This is a genomic window from uncultured Tessaracoccus sp., assembly GCF_947286155.1.
In the GTDB taxonomy this organism is placed as follows: Bacteria; Actinomycetota; Actinomycetes; order Propionibacteriales; family Propionibacteriaceae; genus Arachnia.
In genome coordinates, this window is record NZ_CAMYPD010000010.1 from 50,220 (window position 1) to 66,533 (window position 16,314).

Here is a 16,314-nt window from a genome sequence, read left to right on the forward strand (position 1 = left end):
CTAGGCCCCATGCAGTTGATCTTTCAGCACTCCTACCCAGCCCCTCCCCGCGATGTCGCGGCGCTACTACGCAACGAAGCATTCCTCGACGACGTTGCCCAGCACGCCGGGGCGGTGCAGCATACCGTCTCAGTCGGCGACGTCGGTACGCGCGTCGATATGATGCTGCCCGCCCCCGAACAGGTGCAAAAAATCCTGGGCAAGACGGTGAAGGTTTCGATTCTCATGGCCTTCTCTGACGAGTCCTCGGACGGCACCATTCCGGGGACGGTGAACGTCGACGTGCCCGGCATGCCCGTCGAGGCGAGTGCCACGTCGAAGCTCGCGCCGACGAGTACAGGCACTGTGGGCGACTACGAAGGAGAGCTCAAGGTCAAGATTCCGCTCGTGGGCAAGAAAGTCGAGGCCCAGGTGGAGCCGTTCATCGTCCAAGCGTTTGCCGGCATGGAGCGCCGCGCTCGCGTGTGGCTGACGCGCTGACTGCGGAACTAGCTGCGTCGGTACTCCACGACGTCGTTCCATAGCAGGTCGTGTTCTTGCAGCAAGGCTTGCACTTCGGGCAGTTCCCAGGCGTCGTCGATACTTGAGCCTGCGGGCACCGTCGGGAGTTCGACCCCTGGTGCGTCTTCGAACCAGGCCGTCATGGCTTCATGCGGGCACCGCACAAGCAAGCACTCGCCGTTCGCCGAGTCCTTGCCCGCTTCAATGAGCGCGGCGTCGACCTCGGCGACGATGACCACGCGCTCGCCGAATTCGATCAGCCCGGAGATGGAGGCCAACACCATGGCCGCGTACTCGGCATCTTCGGACATGTCTTCGGTGTACCCCAACTCGTCGAGCAGGTCACTCGTCACTGTGAATGCGCGACGTTGTTCAACGGGGACCTCCCCTGTAAGCATGGGGAGTTCTGCTGCAGCAATGGGAATGAACACAAGCTTTCTGACCACACACCAAGCGTAGGCGCATTCGAGCGGCACGCCTCAGCCACGCGCCCATATGGGCACTCATTGATAGGCTTTGCCCCGGTATGGCCACGAACCCGTAGAAAGAGATGTGCATGTTCCGCAGGACGTTCCTTGCCGCTGCTGGCTCAATGCTGATCCTCACCGCGTGCGGCAGCGCCGGCTCCGCCGAGCCAGTGACAGTGAACCTCGATGTTCCTGAGGGTGGCATCTCGACGCCGATCAAGCAGTCGGTTCCGCTCGGATCCGAGCTCACCCTGATCGTGACGACGGCCTACGACGACGACATCCACGTCCACGGCTACGAGCATTCGTTCCCCACGAAAGCCGGCGAACCGCACGAGATCACCTTCACCGCCAACATGGCGGGCGCCTACGAAATCGAAAGTCATGGCGCCAACCAGGTGTACATGAAGTTGGTTGTCGAATGATTCTTCTCCACGGAATCGCGTCCCGTTCAGACCTCCCGCTTCCGTTCTGGCTCGTGCTACTCGCCGCTGCGGTGGTGTTACTCGTCACGTTCTACTTTCTGTTCTTCGCCTGGAAGCGCTCACGGTTTGAAGACGATGACGGCGTGCCTATGCCGCGTCTCACCAAGGCGATCGATAGTCTTCCTGGACGTATCATCGCACGCACCTCTGTGGGAGCAATCTGGATTCTCAGCGCGATCGCGCTCATCTTCGGCGCCGACCGGATCGACAATCCTGTCATCGGCTTCATCTACGTCTGGCTGTGGGTTGGGCTCGTGGTGTTTTCCGTCTTCCTGGGGAAGGCGTACAAGGAGACGAACCCCATCCGCACGCTGCTCGCCTTCCGCGGCAGCGCTGTGATAGCTCCCGACGGCCCCGGTTCCCGCGCGCCCGCAGCGCTCGCGCTCGCGGGTTTCCTCTACATGGAGCTCGTACTCCCCCAAGGCATCACGCTGCCGGCCCTACGCCTTGCGGCTGGGCTGTGGCTGACGTGGTGCATCGTCGGATTCTTCGTGCGCCCACACTGGATTGAACGGGCTGATCCGTTCGAGGTGTACGGCACGACCGTGGCCAGCCTGTCACCGTGGAAACGCAAGGATGGCGTCGTGCATCGGATGAATCCGGTGCGCAACCTCGCGAGCTGGGTCCCGCCGACGGCGACGTACACCGTCGCGGTGGTGCTACTGGGAGGTACCGCATTCGATGCCATGTCCAACACGCCTCGATGGCAGCGCATGATCCAAGACATCACCACACCTGCGTGGATTTTGGGCACCATCGGGCTGGCTGCCATGATCGCGCTCGTCGCGGCGCTCTATGCCTTCGGCTGCAAGTTCCTCGACGAGGGTGAGGGGCTGCGGTCCACGATGAACCGCCTCTCCCCCGGCTTGGTGCCGCTGATCGTCGGGTATTGTCTCGCCCACTACGGCACCTACCTGTATTTGGAGGGACAACGCACCGCCATTCGGTTCAACGATCCCCTCGGCACGGGGCAGAACTGGTTTGGCTTCGCAGAGGCAGGCCCCAACGTTGATCTGTTCGCCTTCCCCACCTTCGTAGCGTGGCTCCAGGTGTTGCTCATCGTCGGCGGGCATGTGCTCGGTGTTATCGTCACGCACGACGTCGCCCTGCGCCGCCCGGCGGGCAAGGTGATGATGCGCCAGTTGCCGCTACTGCTCGTGATGGTGGTGTTCACCGTCGGTGGGCTGCTGCTCATGTTTGGCGGAAGCTAGCCGCTCTTCCTTCCCGATTGTTGGGTGAGAAGAAAGTGTTGTCCGACGGTTTGTAGTACCCAGTTGTTGGGCTGTTTCCACACTTAGCGTGGGAGCATGCTTCACAAAACCAGTACACATGCCGGCGCTCAGCGCCCCCGTACAGCCGGGTCACCCCCACCTCGCCAAGCGATTGGGCTCGCCACCGCCATCGTTGAATCCCTCTTTGGCCGACGCCCCCTCCACCACCTGCGCCAGCACCTGAGCGCGAATGCCTTTGAGAGCCTGGCAGCGGGTAGAGAATCGGGCCAATTTCTGCGATCGACCATCGGCTCCTGGCGTTGCCAGATGCCGACATCGACAGCCGCCGAGGTCTGCATCAGGGTGTCCTTGCACGGGCGCTGGCTCGTGTGTGTGATGCGCCTCGATTTGCTCAAGCAGTGGCGATGCTCCGAGTTTCACATCCTCGGTGCCTGAGCCCCGCACGCACGATGGCGTGCGGCGTGAGCGTCACTGCTTAGCGCCGTGGCAGACCTTGTACTTCTTGCCAGAGCCGCAATAACAAGGCTGGTTTCGGCCGGGTTTCTTCTTCGCTGTCGCCTGCGCACCAGACTTCGTGGCTTCACCCGACTCGTTCGGAGCGGAGTACTGCAGCGAGCTGCCATCCGTCTCCTTACGTTCCAGACCCTTCGCGAGTGGTTCAGCATCACTACCGGCTGCTGCCCCATCGTCAGTGTCGCCTGCGTCCGTGTCAGCGTCGGCGTCGTCTTGCTTCGGCACCTCGAGATGGAACAAGAAGCCGGTGACTTCCTCCATGAAGGCGCCCATCATGGCGTTGAACATGTCGCCGCCCTCACGCTGGTACTCGGTGAGGGGATCACGCTGGGCCATAGCGCGCAGCCCAATGCCGTCGCGCAGATAGTCCATTTCGTAGAGGTGTTCGCGCCACTTGCGGTCGAGCACGGTGAGCAACACTTGGCGCTCGAGTTCGCGCATGCGCTCCTCGCCGATCTCTTCCTCACGGCGGTCATAGGCCTGGTCAACATCGTCGACGAAGCGCTCCACCATGCCTGCCTGGTCGGGCAGATCCTCTTCGAGCTCGTCGAGCGAAATGCTCACCGGGTAGAGCGTCTCGAGCTGGGTCATCATCTGCTCGAGGTCCCAGTCTTCCTCGAAGCCGATGGTGTGCTCGGTCACCACGTCGGAGACCAATCGCTCCGCTGTCTTCCGCAGCTGCGGAGAGACGTCAACGCCGTCGAGCACGCGTCGGCGGTCACCGTAGATGGCGTGACGTTGGCGGTTCATGACGTCGTCGTACTTCAAGACGTTCTTTCGCATCTCGAAGTTTTGGCTCTCCACCTGTTTCTGGGCGCCCTCAATCTGCTTGGAGACCATCTTGGAGTCGATGGGCATGTCGTCGGGAACGTTGAGCATCGTCATCGCCCGCTCGAGCAGCTCAGGGCGGAACAAGCGCATCAGGTTATCGGCCAGAGAAAGGTAGAAGCGGGATTCTCCCGGGTCACCCTGACGTCCGGAACGGCCGCGCAGCTGGTTGTCGATGCGTCGAGACTCGTGGCGCTCGGAGCCGATGACGTACAGACCACCGGCCTCCTTGACCTCATCATGTTCGCTGGCGACCTGCTCCTCGAGCGCTTTCAGCGTGTCCGGCCACTGTGCTTCGTACTCTTCGGGCGTTTCGACGGGATCGAGGCCCTGCTTGCGAAGCTGCAAGTCAGCGAGAAATTCGGGGTTACCGCCGAGCATGATGTCGGTACCACGGCCAGCCATATTCGTCGAGACCGTCACCGCGCTCTTGCGGCCCGCCTCAGCCACGATCGACGCCTCACGCTCGTGATACTTCGCGTTCAGCACATTGTGCGGGACGTTCGCGCGCTTCAGCATTGCCGAGAGCAGCTCCGATTTCTCGACGGAAGCCGTTCCAATGAGGATGGGCTGGCCCGCTTCGTGGCGCTCCACCACGTCGTCGATGATGGCCTGGAACTTCGCCTCTTCCGTGCGGTAAATCAGGTCGGGGTTGTCGATACGAATCATCGGCTTGTTCGTGGGAATCGTGATGACACCCAGGCCGTAGATCTTCTGGAACTCAGATTCCTCCGTCTTCGCGGTACCCGTCATGCCTGCGAGCTTGTCGTACATGCGGAAGTAGTTCTGCAACGTGATGGTGGCAAGCGTCTGGTACTCGTCCTTGATCTTGACGGATTCTTTCGCTTCGAGCGACTGGTGCAGACCGTCGTTGTACCGGCGCCCTTCGAGGGTTCGGCCGGTGTGCTCGTCGACGATGAGCACTTCCTCCCCGGCCACGACGTAGTCTTTGTCGCGCTTGAACAGTTCCTTGGCCTTGATGGCGTTGTTCAGGTACGAGATGAGCGGGGTGTTCGCGGATTCGTAGAGGTTGTCGATGCCGAGGCGGTCTTCCACTTTCTCGATGCCAGGGGCGAGAATTGAAATGGTGCGCTTCTTTTCGTCGACCTCGTAGTCTTCATCGCGCGTGAGTGTTTTCACCATCCGGGCGAAGACGGGGAACCATTCCTTCGAGTCTTGTGCGGGGCCCGAGATGATGAGTGGCGTACGGGCCTCGTCGATGAGAATCGAGTCAACCTCATCGACGATCGCGTAGTGGTGCCCGCGCTGCACCATGTCTTCCTTGCGCAACGCCATATTGTCGCGCAGATAGTCGAAGCCAAATTCGTTGTTGGTGCCATACGTGATGTCTGCTGCATAGGCGTCACGGCGCTGCGCCGGCGTCATCTGCGCCAAGATGGCGCCCACCCGAAGTCCGAGGAAGTGATGGATTCTGCCCATCTGCTCCGACTGGTACTTGGCGAGGTAATCGTTGGTGGTGACGATGTGCACGCTCTTACCCGACAGCGCGTTCAGGTAGCTGGGCAACGTACCGACAAGCGTCTTACCTTCACCGGTCTTCATCTCGGCGATATTGCCCCAGTGCAGGGCAGCGCCACCCATGAGCTGGACATCGAAGTGACGTTTGCCGCTCACGCGCACCGACGCTTCACGCACCGCTGCGAAGGCCTCGGGCATGAGCTTGTCGAGCGACTCTCCGTCGGCGACGCGCTCCTTAAACTTGTCTGTTTCAGCTCGGAGTTCCGCGTCGGAGAGGGCTTGAAAGTCTTCTTCGATCGAATTAACTTGGTCTGCCACCTTTTGCAGCTTCTTCAGCTGCGAGCCAGAGCCCAAGCCGCTCAGGAATTCCATGAAACCCACGTCGAGTGTCCTTCGATTTCACAACAGATGCCTTCGCCATCCTAGCGCCGTCGCGCAATACACGTGGAAATGTTCGTGGGCGCCCAGCGTGACTACGCCGAACGCCCACGAACGATGAGATTGGCTAGGTTACTTGTCGACGTTCAAGTGGATGACGCCGTAGTTGTACGCCTTGCGCCGGTAGACCACCGACGGCCTACCCGTCTCCGCGTCTTCGTAGAGGAAGAAGTCGTGCCCGACGAGCTCCATCTCATCCAGAGCCTGTGCGAGCGTGAGCGGTACTGCGTCGAATTCCTTCTCACGTACCACCAGCGGGCCGTCTCCCGTGACGACGAGACCGGCAACCTCCTGCTCCGGCACCGCATCGTCGTCCTGAGGCTCCGGCATGGGCGGGACGGGAGCAATATCGCCGATCGCTGAGCGGAGCCCCCGGTGGTTCTTCCTTCGGTCTGCTGCTTTCCGGAGCTGCGCCTTCAACCGATCCAGCGCTGCCTCGAAGGCGAGCATCTTGTCGGACGACCGGCCTTCTGCACGAACGACCGGGCCCTTGCTGCGCAGGGTGATTTGCACAACGACGGCGTCTTCGGGATCTTTCGTGGCCTCGCGAGCGTGAAATTCGACCTCGGAGCGGATCACCCGATCCCGCAGTTTCTCAACGGTTTCGAGCCGTTCGGCAACGGTCTCTTTCAGCTCAGGGCTGAGGTTGCAGTGCCGGCCGGTGACGACGATGTCCATGACTCCTCCATGAGTAGAAAACGCGAAACCGCAAAGTTCAGTGGTGTTGCTGAGCTCTGCGGTTGTTCCATATGACAACGTTACCGCCTACTTCCAAAGCTGGTGACTGTGGTAGTGAATTTGTTCACTATTGCACTGGTTCATCGACGTTCGCGATCACGGCGGCGGCAAGCACGTCGACGCCCGAGTGTTCCAAGGCCCGAACGCCCTCCGCGAGAGAGGCACCGGTCGTGACGATGTCGTCGACGACGACCGCTCTGCCGGTGTGCATCGTCGAGTGCATCGATGCGTGCATGTTCCGGTTTCGTGACGCGCGACCGAGCTCGAGCTGATCGGTGCCCCTTGAAGTTCGACGGAGCCCTCGCCGACTGCGGAGCCCCGTCGCGCGTGCCGCCGCGGCCGCCAGACGCGCTGCATGATCGAACCCTCTGGCCCGCACCGCGCTCGGGCGCGACGGAATAGGCACCAACCAGGTGTCGCTGGGCAGCTGCAACGCATTGACGGCCACGGCGAGTCGTCTGGAGAGAGAGCGCTCAATGTGGAGAGCGCCATCATCCTTGTAGCGGGGAATGATCTTGCTCAGGTGAGGCCGATACAGGTTAGCCGCCATGATCGTCGGTACACCGGGGCGCCCGACAACCGTCGGGGTGACGTCGAGCGCCGATACACATTCGGTGCACAACCCCCAACCCGGCTCGTCGCATCCAGGACATTGCGCCCCGAGCAAGAGATCTGCGAGGGCATTGATGATGTTCACACACCACAGTGTGTCCACTCACCCCTACCGATTTGCACTCTCCACAGGGCGAGTTTCCGGTCAGCCAGCGAACGTCAAATCGGCGACCTTGACATCGAGGTGCGTCCACCGATTGGGCGCGGTGTACCGCCATACTGCACCTCCGCTGCCGCGCAATGCGATGAGGCCACCACCTTGGCGGGGTAACGCGGCGACGCCCTGAATAGGCTCACGGAAACTGCCAATCTCTTCGACGAACGCCCCATCCGCACTGACGACAACCACACCCCAACTCTCATCGACATCGCCCGCAAGCACAACTGTGGACTCCGAATTCCATTGCACATCGTCAATGCGGGAAATCGATTGTCCGCTCGGGCCGCTGGGAGGTAGTTCCTGCCACCGGTCGAATACGCCAGGTTTGGAGGCAACCATCTGCCCAAGGTGAGTACTTCCGTTGCGCTCCCCCAGGACCGCCGCCACGGCGCCAGTCTGGTGTACCGAGAATCCGCGCAGGGCCATGCTTGCAGGGAGCCGGACATCCATCACTTCCACTTCGTGCTGCGCCGACACCCGCAACATTCTGGTCATGCCCTGAGCGTCGTCGCCCAAGGCATACAAGTAACCGAGCGCCCATTGCCCGTCGTGAATGTTCGTGAATCCCGGTGTGATGGGAGTCAGAGTGTCATCTCGCAGCCCGACGGACACAGTTTGGCGGTCTTCCCCGATCAACGCCATATGCGTGCCGTCGATAGAGATGGCTACCTCCGCTGATGGCGGCAACTCGCCCACCAACGGCACGAATCGTCCGTGGTCGTTCAGCGTTCCAGGCGTGTGCTCTTGCACCGCGAACAGGTCCTGCGATTGCGTCCGCGACAACACGGAATAACCCTGTTGCGTTGCCAGTTCGAGCACTCCGTCGGCGCTTTGCCCAGGTAGGGTGAACTGGGTGCCGTCGACGGTAACCTTCAGCGCCGTGACGCGTGGCACCGACGTGAGCGACCACAGCAGCTGCGCTCCGAGGCGCCGTCGTTGCTCCGGAGGCATCGACGGCGCTACCCCAGTGAGATCCACCGTCGCGATCCCGTCCTCGTCGACGCTCGCGCCGCCCTCCCCGAGAGTCGCTCCCGATGGGATGGCGTTGCGCACGACGCTCTGCATGCGCTCAGAAGGCCCGCGCAGCACGGCTTCAACAATGCGGCCAGGCGAGACTTCCCCTTCGGGAATAGTGAGCAGCTCCGGCACGCCCACTTCGTTGTCTTGTGCGGAGAAGTAGATGGTGACCTGCCGATAGTTGCGAGTGAACAGGTACCTGGAGAGCAACACACCGTCGGGTGGACTGCTGATGCGCCACTGCCCATCCTCTTCGACCAGGCCAAAGTCGTGCCTGAGCGGTTCGCCGCTCGGCTGGAAGCGGTCCGTTTCGTCGATCTCACCAAGCAGGACGCCCTGGAGGAGATAGTGGCCGTCGGCTTGCAACACAGACCCCTGGAACACCTGCGTGGAACGTCCCGGCTTCCAACGCTGAGCGGCCTCAGCGGTGAGATACGTGCGAGCGGTGCGATACGTGGTGTCGGCTTCCGACATGGCGAGCAAGAAGCCCTCGATGATCTGCGCGGGTTCATCATCACCCCGCGGGGGCTGCGGAGCGATTTCGATGCCCGCCGAATCTTCAGGAACGGGAACCTCTTCGATGGGGCCTTCCGTAGGAATGGAGGCGCAGCCCGAACACACCAGGATGAGCAGGAGAAGCAGTACCCGAAATCTCATTCGAGACTCCCTTCATCGTCGGTAGGCGCGACGGGGAGCGGGGATACGAGCACCTTGTGGTCGCGACTTCGAGGCAAAGTGAGGCGAAACTGCGCTCCTTCGCCGGGCCTCCCCCACGCGGAGAGCCATCCGCGATGTAGCTTGGCGTCCTCCAATGAGATGGAGAGTCCGAGCCCCGTGCCTCCGACGACGCGGGTTCGGGCGGGGTCGGCACGCCAGAACCGGTCGAATACTTTCGCCGATTGATCACCGTCGAAACCGATGCCTTGATCGCGTACCGTCAACGCGACGGTGTCCTCATCTGCTGCGACCGTCACGACGACAGGTTTGCCTTGTCCGTGATCGATCGCGTTGCTGAGCAGATTGCGCAATATTCGCCGCACGCGCCGCGCGTCGAGTTCGGCACGAGTGTCGTCGCTCAGCACGCGCATCTGCAGCTCGATGCCCTGGCGTTCCGCAAGCGGACGTTGGGCCTCGATTTCCTCCTCGACAAGCCGAGCGAGGTTGTGCTCGTCGAGTGCAAGCACCGCTGCACCGGCATCAAATCGGGAGATTTCCAGCAGATCGGCTAGCAACTCGTCGAAGCGTTCAATCTCGCTCCACATCAGCTCCACCGTTCGACGCGAATCAGGGCCGACATCATCTCGGCTGGCGTACAGCAGATCTGAGGCCATCTTGATGGTGGTGAGAGGCGTGCGCAGCTCGTGCGACACGTCGCTCACGAACTGGCGCTGCACGTCCGAAAGACTCTCCAGCTGACGAATGCGCGTCTGGAGTTCGCCTGCCATTTGGTTCATCGAGGATGCGAGCGCTTGAATCTCGACGGTGCCTCGCTCCTCCATGCGCTCGTCAAGCTGGCCGGAGGCGAGCCTCAGCGCGGTGACGCTCGCACGTCGAATTGGGGTCACCACTTGCCACGTCACGGCGTAGACAATGACGAGCATGGCCCCCAGGAGCAGCGTGAAGCTGATAATCACCGCGTTTTGGATGAGCCGCAGAGTTTGCCTTTCAGCCGTCATGGGGAACACGTAGTAGACGGGGACTCGTTCGTTCGTCGCGGTAATGAGGCTTGCTCCGACCACGAATCCCGGTTCGCTCGCCTTGGCAGGATCCGCCCAGTGCACGGAGGTTGGTGTGATGTACATGCCGTCGATCTCGTGCACCTTCGCACTCAGCGTGTTGGGCACCGACGATGCCTCGAGGCCTCCCGACACGAGCGTGGAGGTAGAGGATTGGATCACCATTTGGTACTGCGTGGTTTGCGCGCTGGTTTGCTCAGCCAGGCGGTTCAGCGCTTCCGCAACGGACATGCCCCTCGCGTCAGATCCACGTAACTGCTGCTGCATGAACGCGTGGGCGCTGTTCGCCTCATTGATGACGGCTTGCCGTTTGGCTCTCACGACGCCGCCGGTCACCATCTGGATAAGGAAGAACCCTGCGAGCCCTAACACCACGAGGGTTGAGAGCATTGTGGTGACGAGCACTCGAAGTGGAAGCGACGACCACCAAACGCGAAAAGCTCGGCGGGGCGCCCCGCTATCCCCGCGTTGTTTCGCCTGCACGGTAGCCGATGCCACGCACGGTAATGACGATCTCCGGATTCTCCGGGTCTTTCTCCACTTTGGCCCTCAACCTTTGCACATGCACGTTGACGAGACGAGTGTCAGCTGCGTTGCGGTATCCCCAGACCTCGTCCAGCAGCTCCTCACGCGAGAAGACCTGGTTCGGGCGCTTGGCGAGTGCGAGAAGCAAATCGAATTCGAGGGGCGTGAGGTTGATGCGCTGTTCCCCGCGCTTGACGGAATGCGCTGCCACCGATATCACGAGATCGCCGATGCGGAGGAGATCCTGACCTTCGTCGGCTGTGCGACGAAGTCGCGTGCGGATTCTCGCCACAAGTTCCTGGGTTTTACAAGGCTTTGCGACGTAGTCGTCGGCCCCCGCCTCGAGGCCCGCCACCACGTCGGCGGTGTCTGATTTCGCCGTGAGCATGATGATGGGCACCCCAGAGTGCTGGCGAAGTTGTCTGCATACTTCGACGCCGTCCATGCCTGGCAGCATCAAGTCCAGCAAGACGAGGTCAGGGCGCGCACGATGAAACTCTGCCAAGGCGGCGTCGCCGGAGGCCGCGCTGACGGTGCGGAATCCTTCTTGACGCAACACGATCTGCAGCATCTCGGACAGCGCCGCATCATCGTCCACGATGAGCACGAGTTTCCCGTCGGACACACTGCACCTCCTGTCGCCGCAAGCTTAGCGGCAACAGGAGGTGCAACGTGAGACATACTCAGAGCGCGCCTTGCGCACTGCTAGCTCTCATCGCGCTTCCAGCCTCAAGAAGCCGAACAGAGATCTGAGCAGCCTGGACGCGCCACGGGCCGTTCAGATTGGCGCTGAACTGAGCTGCGCACGCGCTCAGTATCCCTGCGAACACGGGTGTCCGGGTACCAATGCCGAAGCCAGCGGGGTTGGGCGTCGGCGGGCGTAAGGCAATCGTCTTTCCCGGGAGCAGCGCCCCTTGGGCTGCCATCATGAATGCCATCAAGAGCTGGTCAGTGGCGTCACTCGCGTCAAACATCAACGGTGCGACCTTGACGACGGCTTCCTCGAACCTGTCGTGCTCCTCAATCTGGCGGTCGGTGAAGGTTTGCCAATGTCGCTTGGCTTCACCAGACCACCCGTTGTTGATGCCTCGGCTCTGCACCTTCTTCATCAGGTCGCGTAGCTCAAGCACGTTGTCGTTCAGATCTGCCCATGAGTGGCCGCGGTCTCGCATGCGGCTGGACGATTCCTTGCTCTGCCCGGCCCACACTGTGATGGCTTCAACCTGCCCCAGGGCAGCATTGCCTTTCGCGCTCGCCACCTGCAATGCTGCTTGCGCTGCAGTTGCTAGGGCTGTGCCTGCTGCACCAACGAGACCCATAGTGGACGCCATGCTCAACGACATCGTGATCTCTTGCTGATCGTTGAGGATCGCTTGCGTGAGCGTACTGCGAAGCTCGGTCACGCGGTTGTGAAGGTCTGAGTAAATGTCACGCATCACGGAATCTCCCTGTCAGAGAGCTGGGCATTCTGCATTTCGGTTTGGTCGTAGGCGTCGGCGCTCAGCGCCATGTGCTCCGACGTGTACTGGTTCTTACCTGTGCGATGCTCGGTGGAGGTCACTGACGCAGTGCGCATGGCCTCATAGGCGGGCTGCACCATGCCGTTCATCACTCCGAAGGTAGGGGCATCACCGACGAGGCTGTCGAACTGACTCCGCAGCTTGGCTTGTGCTTTCGCAATCGAGTCCCACGCCTTCGACTCGCCACGCAATTCTTCACTCTGCACCGAGAAATCCTTCGCGGTCGCATTCGTGTGCCCAGCCCGCTGGCCAGCTCCAGCAGCGGATCGGATGAAGTCGTGCGAACTGGCGCTCGACTGACTCGGCGCACCTGACATGTGCGAGTACTGGGTGGACTGCAGGCCAGACACCTGCTGTTTCACGCCCGACGACGATGGCCCGGCGCTTCCCCCATGACCCGAAGTGGCCTCGCGGTAGGCGTCACGGCTGAGTCCTTCGACGCCCTGGCGAACGCCGACCTTCGGGCCAGGGGCGCCATCGGCTGGCCCGGAAACACCGTGCGTGGCATCGTACGAGCGCTGACTATCAGAAAAGCCCAGCCCGGAGCGCGATACTCCGTCGTTCACTTTGCCTTGTCCGGCATGCCAACGTGCCATCTCTTCGTTGGAGACGTATCCGTCACCATTGAGATCGGCACCTACGCCACCACGGATGCTGGGCACAGGAGCTCCGAGTCCGCCATTTCCTGCCCCGCCACCGTCGTAGTAGGGATTCGGATACAGATTGCCGTCGGGGCCTTCGACGAACTGCTGGCTCGTGTCGATTCCTGCACCACGCATCGCCTCGGCGAACGCCGCCGGATCGGTGCTTTGCACGTCGCCTCCCGCGGCGAGGACGCCTGAGGACGGTGGTGAGAACATGGCGCCCGTGGCGCGAGAGCTCTGCAGGCCTGCCATGGCTGCCGACGATGCCCCACCGCTCATGCTCTGGTAGGTCACGGCCTGCTGGGCGGAGGCAAGATTCTGTGCTCCGCCGACACCTCCGAGGGTGGCGCTCGGGAACATCATTCCGCCGGGTGCACCGCCGCCCGCGGGCGCGGAGCCTGCAGTCGCGTTGCCGGCGCCGGCTCCTGCCCCGGCTCCCGCCATCGGCATCATTGGGCCCATGCCGTTGCCCGCACCCTTGTTACCGCCGCGTGTTCCTGAGCCACGCATGGCCATCGATGTCCGGGTAGCGTCGGCACGTTCGTCGTCTTCGTCCAGCGTCAGGCCCGGAATGTTGTCGGGGTTGTCGTAGGCGCCCCACGGGTCTTCCGAGTGGTCGACGCCCGATGCGGCCAGCTGCTCGTTACCGAAGTGCACTGCCCCACCAGCGGCCATCACACCGATAGACCCGGCCGCCGCTGCCTCAGTCGCAGCGGGGAGCGGAGTCGACGCGGGAGTGAGTCCAGCGTTGCCCGCACCTTGCGCTGCGGCGGGTGCTCCTGTCGGCGCGGCACCCGTCGCGGTACCACCATTGCCGGCGTTGCCCGTGATAGGCATGGGGCCACGCCCGCCCTTTGCTTTCTTCTTCCTCGAACCGCGCACACCGCGATGGTTCAACGTCGCCTCTTGCTCGCGATCTAGGAAGTCGTCGTCAACGGTGTCACTCGTATCATTCCGCAAATTCTTGTTAGTCATGCGATTCCCTTGGACATCTTTGATTGAAGAGCAGCCGATAGCTTTCTACATTCCTCGGCCAGTTCTTCCCGCTCGCCAGGTACGAAAACGGGTGGGACATAGCTGTCGTATGCCTTACGGTGCACTTTCAGCACCTGGTCAGCGATCTCACTGGCACCTGCTGACGCCAGCCAGGACTTGTTAAACTCAACCTTCTCCGTGAGCCCGGCCAGCGACAGGGTGACCGTGACGTTGCCGTCGCGGCCACTCGCACGAACCTTCTCACCTTCGAAATCTGCCCAGCGGACGTTCTCTGGGGCACGGGCATCCAGTTCACGAATGCGGTCCATGAGGTCGAGATACTGTTCTTCGAGGTCTTCATGTGTGCCCTCGAAATCCACCTCGACGGGTTCCGGCTCAGGAACCTCGAGGTTGCGAGACTGCCCAAAACGGAGGTTCGCACAGAAGAACGCCTCGAAGAATGCGTCACTCAGCGAATGACCCGCCAACCGCTCGCGCCACCGGGCGGAGAGTTTTACGCGCTCGAGGTGGCGAGTGTCTTCGTCCATCCAGATGCGAACTACCTGTCGTGTGTCGGTGAAGCCGTGGGAGAAGTGCCAAGCCTCGACATCGCTCTCGGCCTCGTCCGTCGATTCATCAGGCACGATGTCTAAGCTTGGCGGCGCCAGCAGCTCGTCGTCCATCACATCGTCGGTCACATTTCCTCCATTTGACATGCCAAGATTCAGTCAACCACATAGTGGGGTCAACGTCGGGGCGTTCTTCGGCCTCAATTGAGAATGGGCAGCGGGGTCCACGTGGACCATCTGGAGACGGCACCACCTAGACGTCGTAATACCCGCCGCCAGAGGTCGTCGGGCACCCCGAAGACTTCCTCGGCTCGGGCGGTGGTGCGGAACCAAGATCCGCGAATGAGTTCGCCTTCGAGCTGGCCCGATTCCCAGCCAGCCAAGGCGACGTACATCCGCATGTGCGCGAACGCTCCTTCAACAAGTTCGACAGGAGTGTCGAGGTCGACGAGGCCCACTTCTCCGAATATCTGCTGCCATCCTGGTGGGCTCACCTCAGCGTTGGCGAGCTGCGCCAGCGCCACCACCGTATGCTCGTTGACCGGGCCGCCGAGGAACGGTACCGACGGCGGTGAAAGCATCGGCTCCCATTGGGCGAGCGGCTCGGGGACGTCGAGATCACTCGGACGGTTGAGCACGATGCCGAGGGTGCCTGCGTCGTTGTGCTCCAACACCAACACGACGGTCTGGTCGAAATAGCCGCCTTTTCCAGGCTCGGTGGAGATCAGCAGCTGTCCAGCAGCAGGTGGCCCGAGCAGTTCCATACCTGCACTGTAGCCCGCTCTCAGCCGTTGCCCGGTCAGATGGCCTGCTGTCGTCGGTCTTCTGCCACCAAAAGCATCAATGTGTGAGATCTATTGCGGAAAACCGCAACAACTCTCACATTTTGTGGGTTGCACGATCCGATTTCGCACTCTTAGCTTCGATCTCACAGTCTCTGTTAGCTCGAACGCAGTGAGTCTGCCCCGATCTTGCTGGCGCCAGCACAGAACACCTCGTCCGGCCCGCTCTTCTCGATACCCTTGACCGATGACAAAGCCAACTACACCTCCTCTCTCCGAGATTCCTCGCGGTGAGTACGCCTTTCCCGGACCGCTTCGCGACTCCTTGGTGGAGGCAATCCTCAGCGGAGCCAAGACCGCGACAACCTGCCTGCTCGCCCAATTCGACAAAGGCGATGATCCTTGCAACCAATTGGGCTCACTGGAGGCAGTTATCGACTCGAATGGAAATGTCGCGTGTGTGACACGAACACTCGAGGTCCAAATCGTCCGGCTGGGTGATGTCACCGACGAGCACGCCATCGCGGAGGGCGAGGGTTACCGGACAGCTGCCGAATGGCGTGCTGGGCACGAAGATTTCTGGCGATCTGAAGAGTTTGTCACCAGTTATGGCGAGCTCCAGTTAGACGACGACACCCTGGTGGTGTGCTGCCGCTTTGCCGTCGATCCACGGTACCCAGTGAACGCCACCAGCTGAGGGGAACTAGCTGGAACGATTTGCCAAGGGCAAGTTTTGCGGCCTGCTTCCTTGGCTCGCTCACGGGCTCGTTGGTCCTCGCGATGTTGCGGACCGCGAGCCAGAGCAACTTCACCGCGGCCGCGTCGTTGGGGAAATGCCCCCGGCTCTTCGTGACTTTCCGCAGCTGGTAATTCAACGACTCGATCGAGTTGGTCGTGTAGATGACCTTCCTCGTTGCTGACCCGAACGCGAGGAACAGCACGAACCGTTCCCGAGCCTGACGCCAAGCCGCGACCGTGGCGGCGTCGGTCTTCTGCCACCAAAAGCATCAATGTGTGAGATCTGTTGCGGAAAACCGCTGTGATGTCTCAGGACATGGGTGACGTTTCTGTGTCAGGACATTGGTGACAGTTG

General features: G+C 61.6%; 16 protein-coding genes and 1 pseudogene. 5 read left to right on the forward strand and 12 right to left on the reverse strand.

What is annotated here, in order from left to right; translation table 11 throughout:
- The first annotated feature begins 9 nt into the window (after nt 1-9).
- Nucleotides 10-480: a DUF2505 domain-containing protein gene (locus Q0X68_RS04185; RefSeq protein WP_108872136.1), complete on the forward strand. Its 471-nt coding sequence runs from the start codon at nt 10-12 to the stop codon at nt 478-480.
- An 8-nt stretch (nt 481-488) separates the two neighbouring features.
- On the opposite strand, the gene Q0X68_RS04190 is transcribed toward Q0X68_RS04185, so the two are convergent.
- Nucleotides 489-947, reverse strand: coding sequence for a DUF6912 family protein (locus Q0X68_RS04190; RefSeq protein WP_297748005.1), 459 nt, complete (start codon nt 945-947; stop codon nt 489-491).
- A gap of 110 nt (nt 948-1,057) precedes the next feature.
- On the opposite strand from Q0X68_RS04190, the gene Q0X68_RS04195 reads away from it, so the two are divergent.
- The 3 genes from Q0X68_RS04195 (at nt 1,058) to Q0X68_RS13105 (ending at nt 3,120) form a co-directional block, all read left to right on the forward strand.
- Nucleotides 1,058-1,393, forward strand: coding sequence for a hypothetical protein (locus tag Q0X68_RS04195; RefSeq protein WP_297748007.1), 336 nt, complete (start codon nt 1,058-1,060; stop codon nt 1,391-1,393).
- Entirely contained in the window at nt 1,390-2,664 is a 1,275-nt protein-coding gene (locus Q0X68_RS04200; protein WP_297748009.1) for a hypothetical protein, read from the forward strand. The genes Q0X68_RS04195 and Q0X68_RS04200 overlap by 4 nt, the downstream gene beginning before the upstream one ends.
- A 96-nt stretch (nt 2,665-2,760) precedes the next feature.
- Nucleotides 2,761-3,120, forward strand: coding sequence for an Rv3235 family protein (locus tag Q0X68_RS13105; RefSeq protein WP_366127693.1), 360 nt, complete (start codon nt 2,761-2,763; stop codon nt 3,118-3,120).
- A gap of 33 nt (nt 3,121-3,153) precedes the next feature.
- Here Q0X68_RS13105 and secA read toward each other — a convergent pair whose 3' ends face one another.
- The 10 genes from secA to Q0X68_RS04250 all read right to left on the reverse strand — a co-directional run bounded on the left by secA (nt 3,154) and on the right by Q0X68_RS04250 (nt 15,203).
- Nucleotides 3,154-5,877 carry a preprotein translocase subunit SecA gene (secA, locus tag Q0X68_RS04205; RefSeq protein WP_297748039.1) on the reverse strand — a complete coding sequence of 908 codons (2,724 nt, stop codon included), beginning with the start codon at nt 5,875-5,877 and terminating at the stop codon, nt 3,154-3,156.
- A gap of 138 nt (nt 5,878-6,015) precedes the next feature.
- Nucleotides 6,016-6,621: a ribosome hibernation-promoting factor, HPF/YfiA family gene (gene raiA, locus Q0X68_RS04210; RefSeq protein WP_297748011.1), complete on the reverse strand. Its 606-nt coding sequence runs from the start codon at nt 6,619-6,621 to the stop codon at nt 6,016-6,018.
- A gap of 127 nt (nt 6,622-6,748) precedes the next feature.
- Nucleotides 6,749-7,378, reverse strand: coding sequence for a ComF family protein (locus tag Q0X68_RS04215; RefSeq protein WP_297748014.1), 630 nt, complete (start codon nt 7,376-7,378; stop codon nt 6,749-6,751).
- 60 nt (nt 7,379-7,438) lie between these two features.
- Nucleotides 7,439-9,127, reverse strand: a complete 1,689-nt coding sequence (locus Q0X68_RS04220; protein ID WP_297748016.1) for a GerMN domain-containing protein — start codon at nt 9,125-9,127, stop codon at nt 7,439-7,441.
- The gene (gene mtrB, locus Q0X68_RS04225) at nt 9,124-10,704 is read right to left on the reverse strand and encodes an MtrAB system histidine kinase MtrB (RefSeq protein WP_366127696.1); all 1,581 of its coding nucleotides are present in this window, start codon (nt 10,702-10,704) and stop codon (nt 9,124-9,126) included. The genes Q0X68_RS04220 and mtrB overlap by 4 nt, the downstream gene beginning before the upstream one ends.
- Nucleotides 10,664-11,356, reverse strand: coding sequence for an MtrAB system response regulator MtrA (mtrA, locus tag Q0X68_RS04230; protein ID WP_297748019.1), 693 nt, complete (start codon nt 11,354-11,356; stop codon nt 10,664-10,666). The genes mtrB and mtrA overlap by 41 nt, the downstream gene beginning before the upstream one ends.
- A 58-nt stretch (nt 11,357-11,414) precedes the next feature.
- The gene (locus tag Q0X68_RS04235; protein WP_297748022.1) at nt 11,415-12,167 is read right to left on the reverse strand and encodes a hypothetical protein; all 753 of its coding nucleotides are present in this window, start codon (nt 12,165-12,167) and stop codon (nt 11,415-11,417) included.
- The gene (locus tag Q0X68_RS04240) at nt 12,167-13,870 is read right to left on the reverse strand and encodes a hypothetical protein (protein ID WP_297748024.1); all 1,704 of its coding nucleotides are present in this window, start codon (nt 13,868-13,870) and stop codon (nt 12,167-12,169) included. Before Q0X68_RS04240 ends, Q0X68_RS04235 begins: the two co-directional genes overlap by 1 nt.
- Nucleotides 13,867-14,568, reverse strand: a complete 702-nt coding sequence (locus Q0X68_RS04245) for a hypothetical protein (RefSeq protein WP_297748027.1) — start codon at nt 14,566-14,568, stop codon at nt 13,867-13,869. Before Q0X68_RS04245 ends, Q0X68_RS04240 begins: the two co-directional genes overlap by 4 nt.
- A gap of 71 nt (nt 14,569-14,639) precedes the next feature.
- A complete protein-coding gene (locus Q0X68_RS04250) occupies nt 14,640-15,203 on the reverse strand; it encodes a YqgE/AlgH family protein (RefSeq protein ID WP_297748030.1) in 564 nt (187 codons plus the stop codon).
- Nucleotides 15,204-15,468: 265 nt separating this feature from the next.
- Here Q0X68_RS04250 and Q0X68_RS04255 point away from each other — a divergent pair, with 265 nt between their 5' ends.
- The gene (locus Q0X68_RS04255; protein ID WP_297748033.1) at nt 15,469-15,918 is read left to right on the forward strand and encodes an ASCH domain-containing protein; all 450 of its coding nucleotides are present in this window, start codon (nt 15,469-15,471) and stop codon (nt 15,916-15,918) included.
- On the opposite strand, the pseudogene Q0X68_RS04260 reads toward Q0X68_RS04255, so the two are convergent.
- Nucleotides 15,828-16,314, reverse strand: a pseudogene (locus tag Q0X68_RS04260) (transposase); the annotation flags it as partial. The gene Q0X68_RS04255 and the pseudogene Q0X68_RS04260 overlap by 91 nt on opposite strands.

What these genes read in the sequence shown, in the direction of transcription:
- Q0X68_RS04220 (WP_297748016.1), bottom strand. Translation starts at nt 9,127, where the DNA reads ATGAGATTTCGGGTACTGCTTCTCCTGCTCATCCTGGTGTGTTCGGGC.
- Q0X68_RS04255 (WP_297748033.1), top strand. Translation starts at nt 15,469, where the DNA reads ATGACAAAGCCAACTACACCTCCTCTCTCCGAGATTCCTCGCGGTGAG.
- Q0X68_RS04240 (WP_297748024.1), bottom strand. Translation starts at nt 13,870, where the DNA reads ATGACTAACAAGAATTTGCGGAATGATACGAGTGACACCGTTGACGAC.
- Q0X68_RS04200 (WP_297748009.1), top strand. Translation starts at nt 1,390, where the DNA reads ATGATTCTTCTCCACGGAATCGCGTCCCGTTCAGACCTCCCGCTTCCG.
- Q0X68_RS04235 (WP_297748022.1), bottom strand. Translation starts at nt 12,167, where the DNA reads ATGCGTGACATTTACTCAGACCTTCACAACCGCGTGACCGAGCTTCGC.
- Q0X68_RS04250 (WP_297748030.1), bottom strand. Translation starts at nt 15,203, where the DNA reads ATGGAACTGCTCGGGCCACCTGCTGCTGGACAGCTGCTGATCTCCACC.
- Q0X68_RS04185 (WP_108872136.1), top strand. Translation starts at nt 10, where the DNA reads ATGCAGTTGATCTTTCAGCACTCCTACCCAGCCCCTCCCCGCGATGTC.
- Q0X68_RS13105 (WP_366127693.1), top strand. Translation starts at nt 2,761, where the DNA reads ATGCTTCACAAAACCAGTACACATGCCGGCGCTCAGCGCCCCCGTACA.
- Q0X68_RS04195 (WP_297748007.1), top strand. Translation starts at nt 1,058, where the DNA reads ATGTTCCGCAGGACGTTCCTTGCCGCTGCTGGCTCAATGCTGATCCTC.
- secA (WP_297748039.1), bottom strand. Translation starts at nt 5,877, where the DNA reads ATGGAATTCCTGAGCGGCTTGGGCTCTGGCTCGCAGCTGAAGAAGCTG.
- raiA (WP_297748011.1), bottom strand. Translation starts at nt 6,621, where the DNA reads ATGGACATCGTCGTCACCGGCCGGCACTGCAACCTCAGCCCTGAGCTG.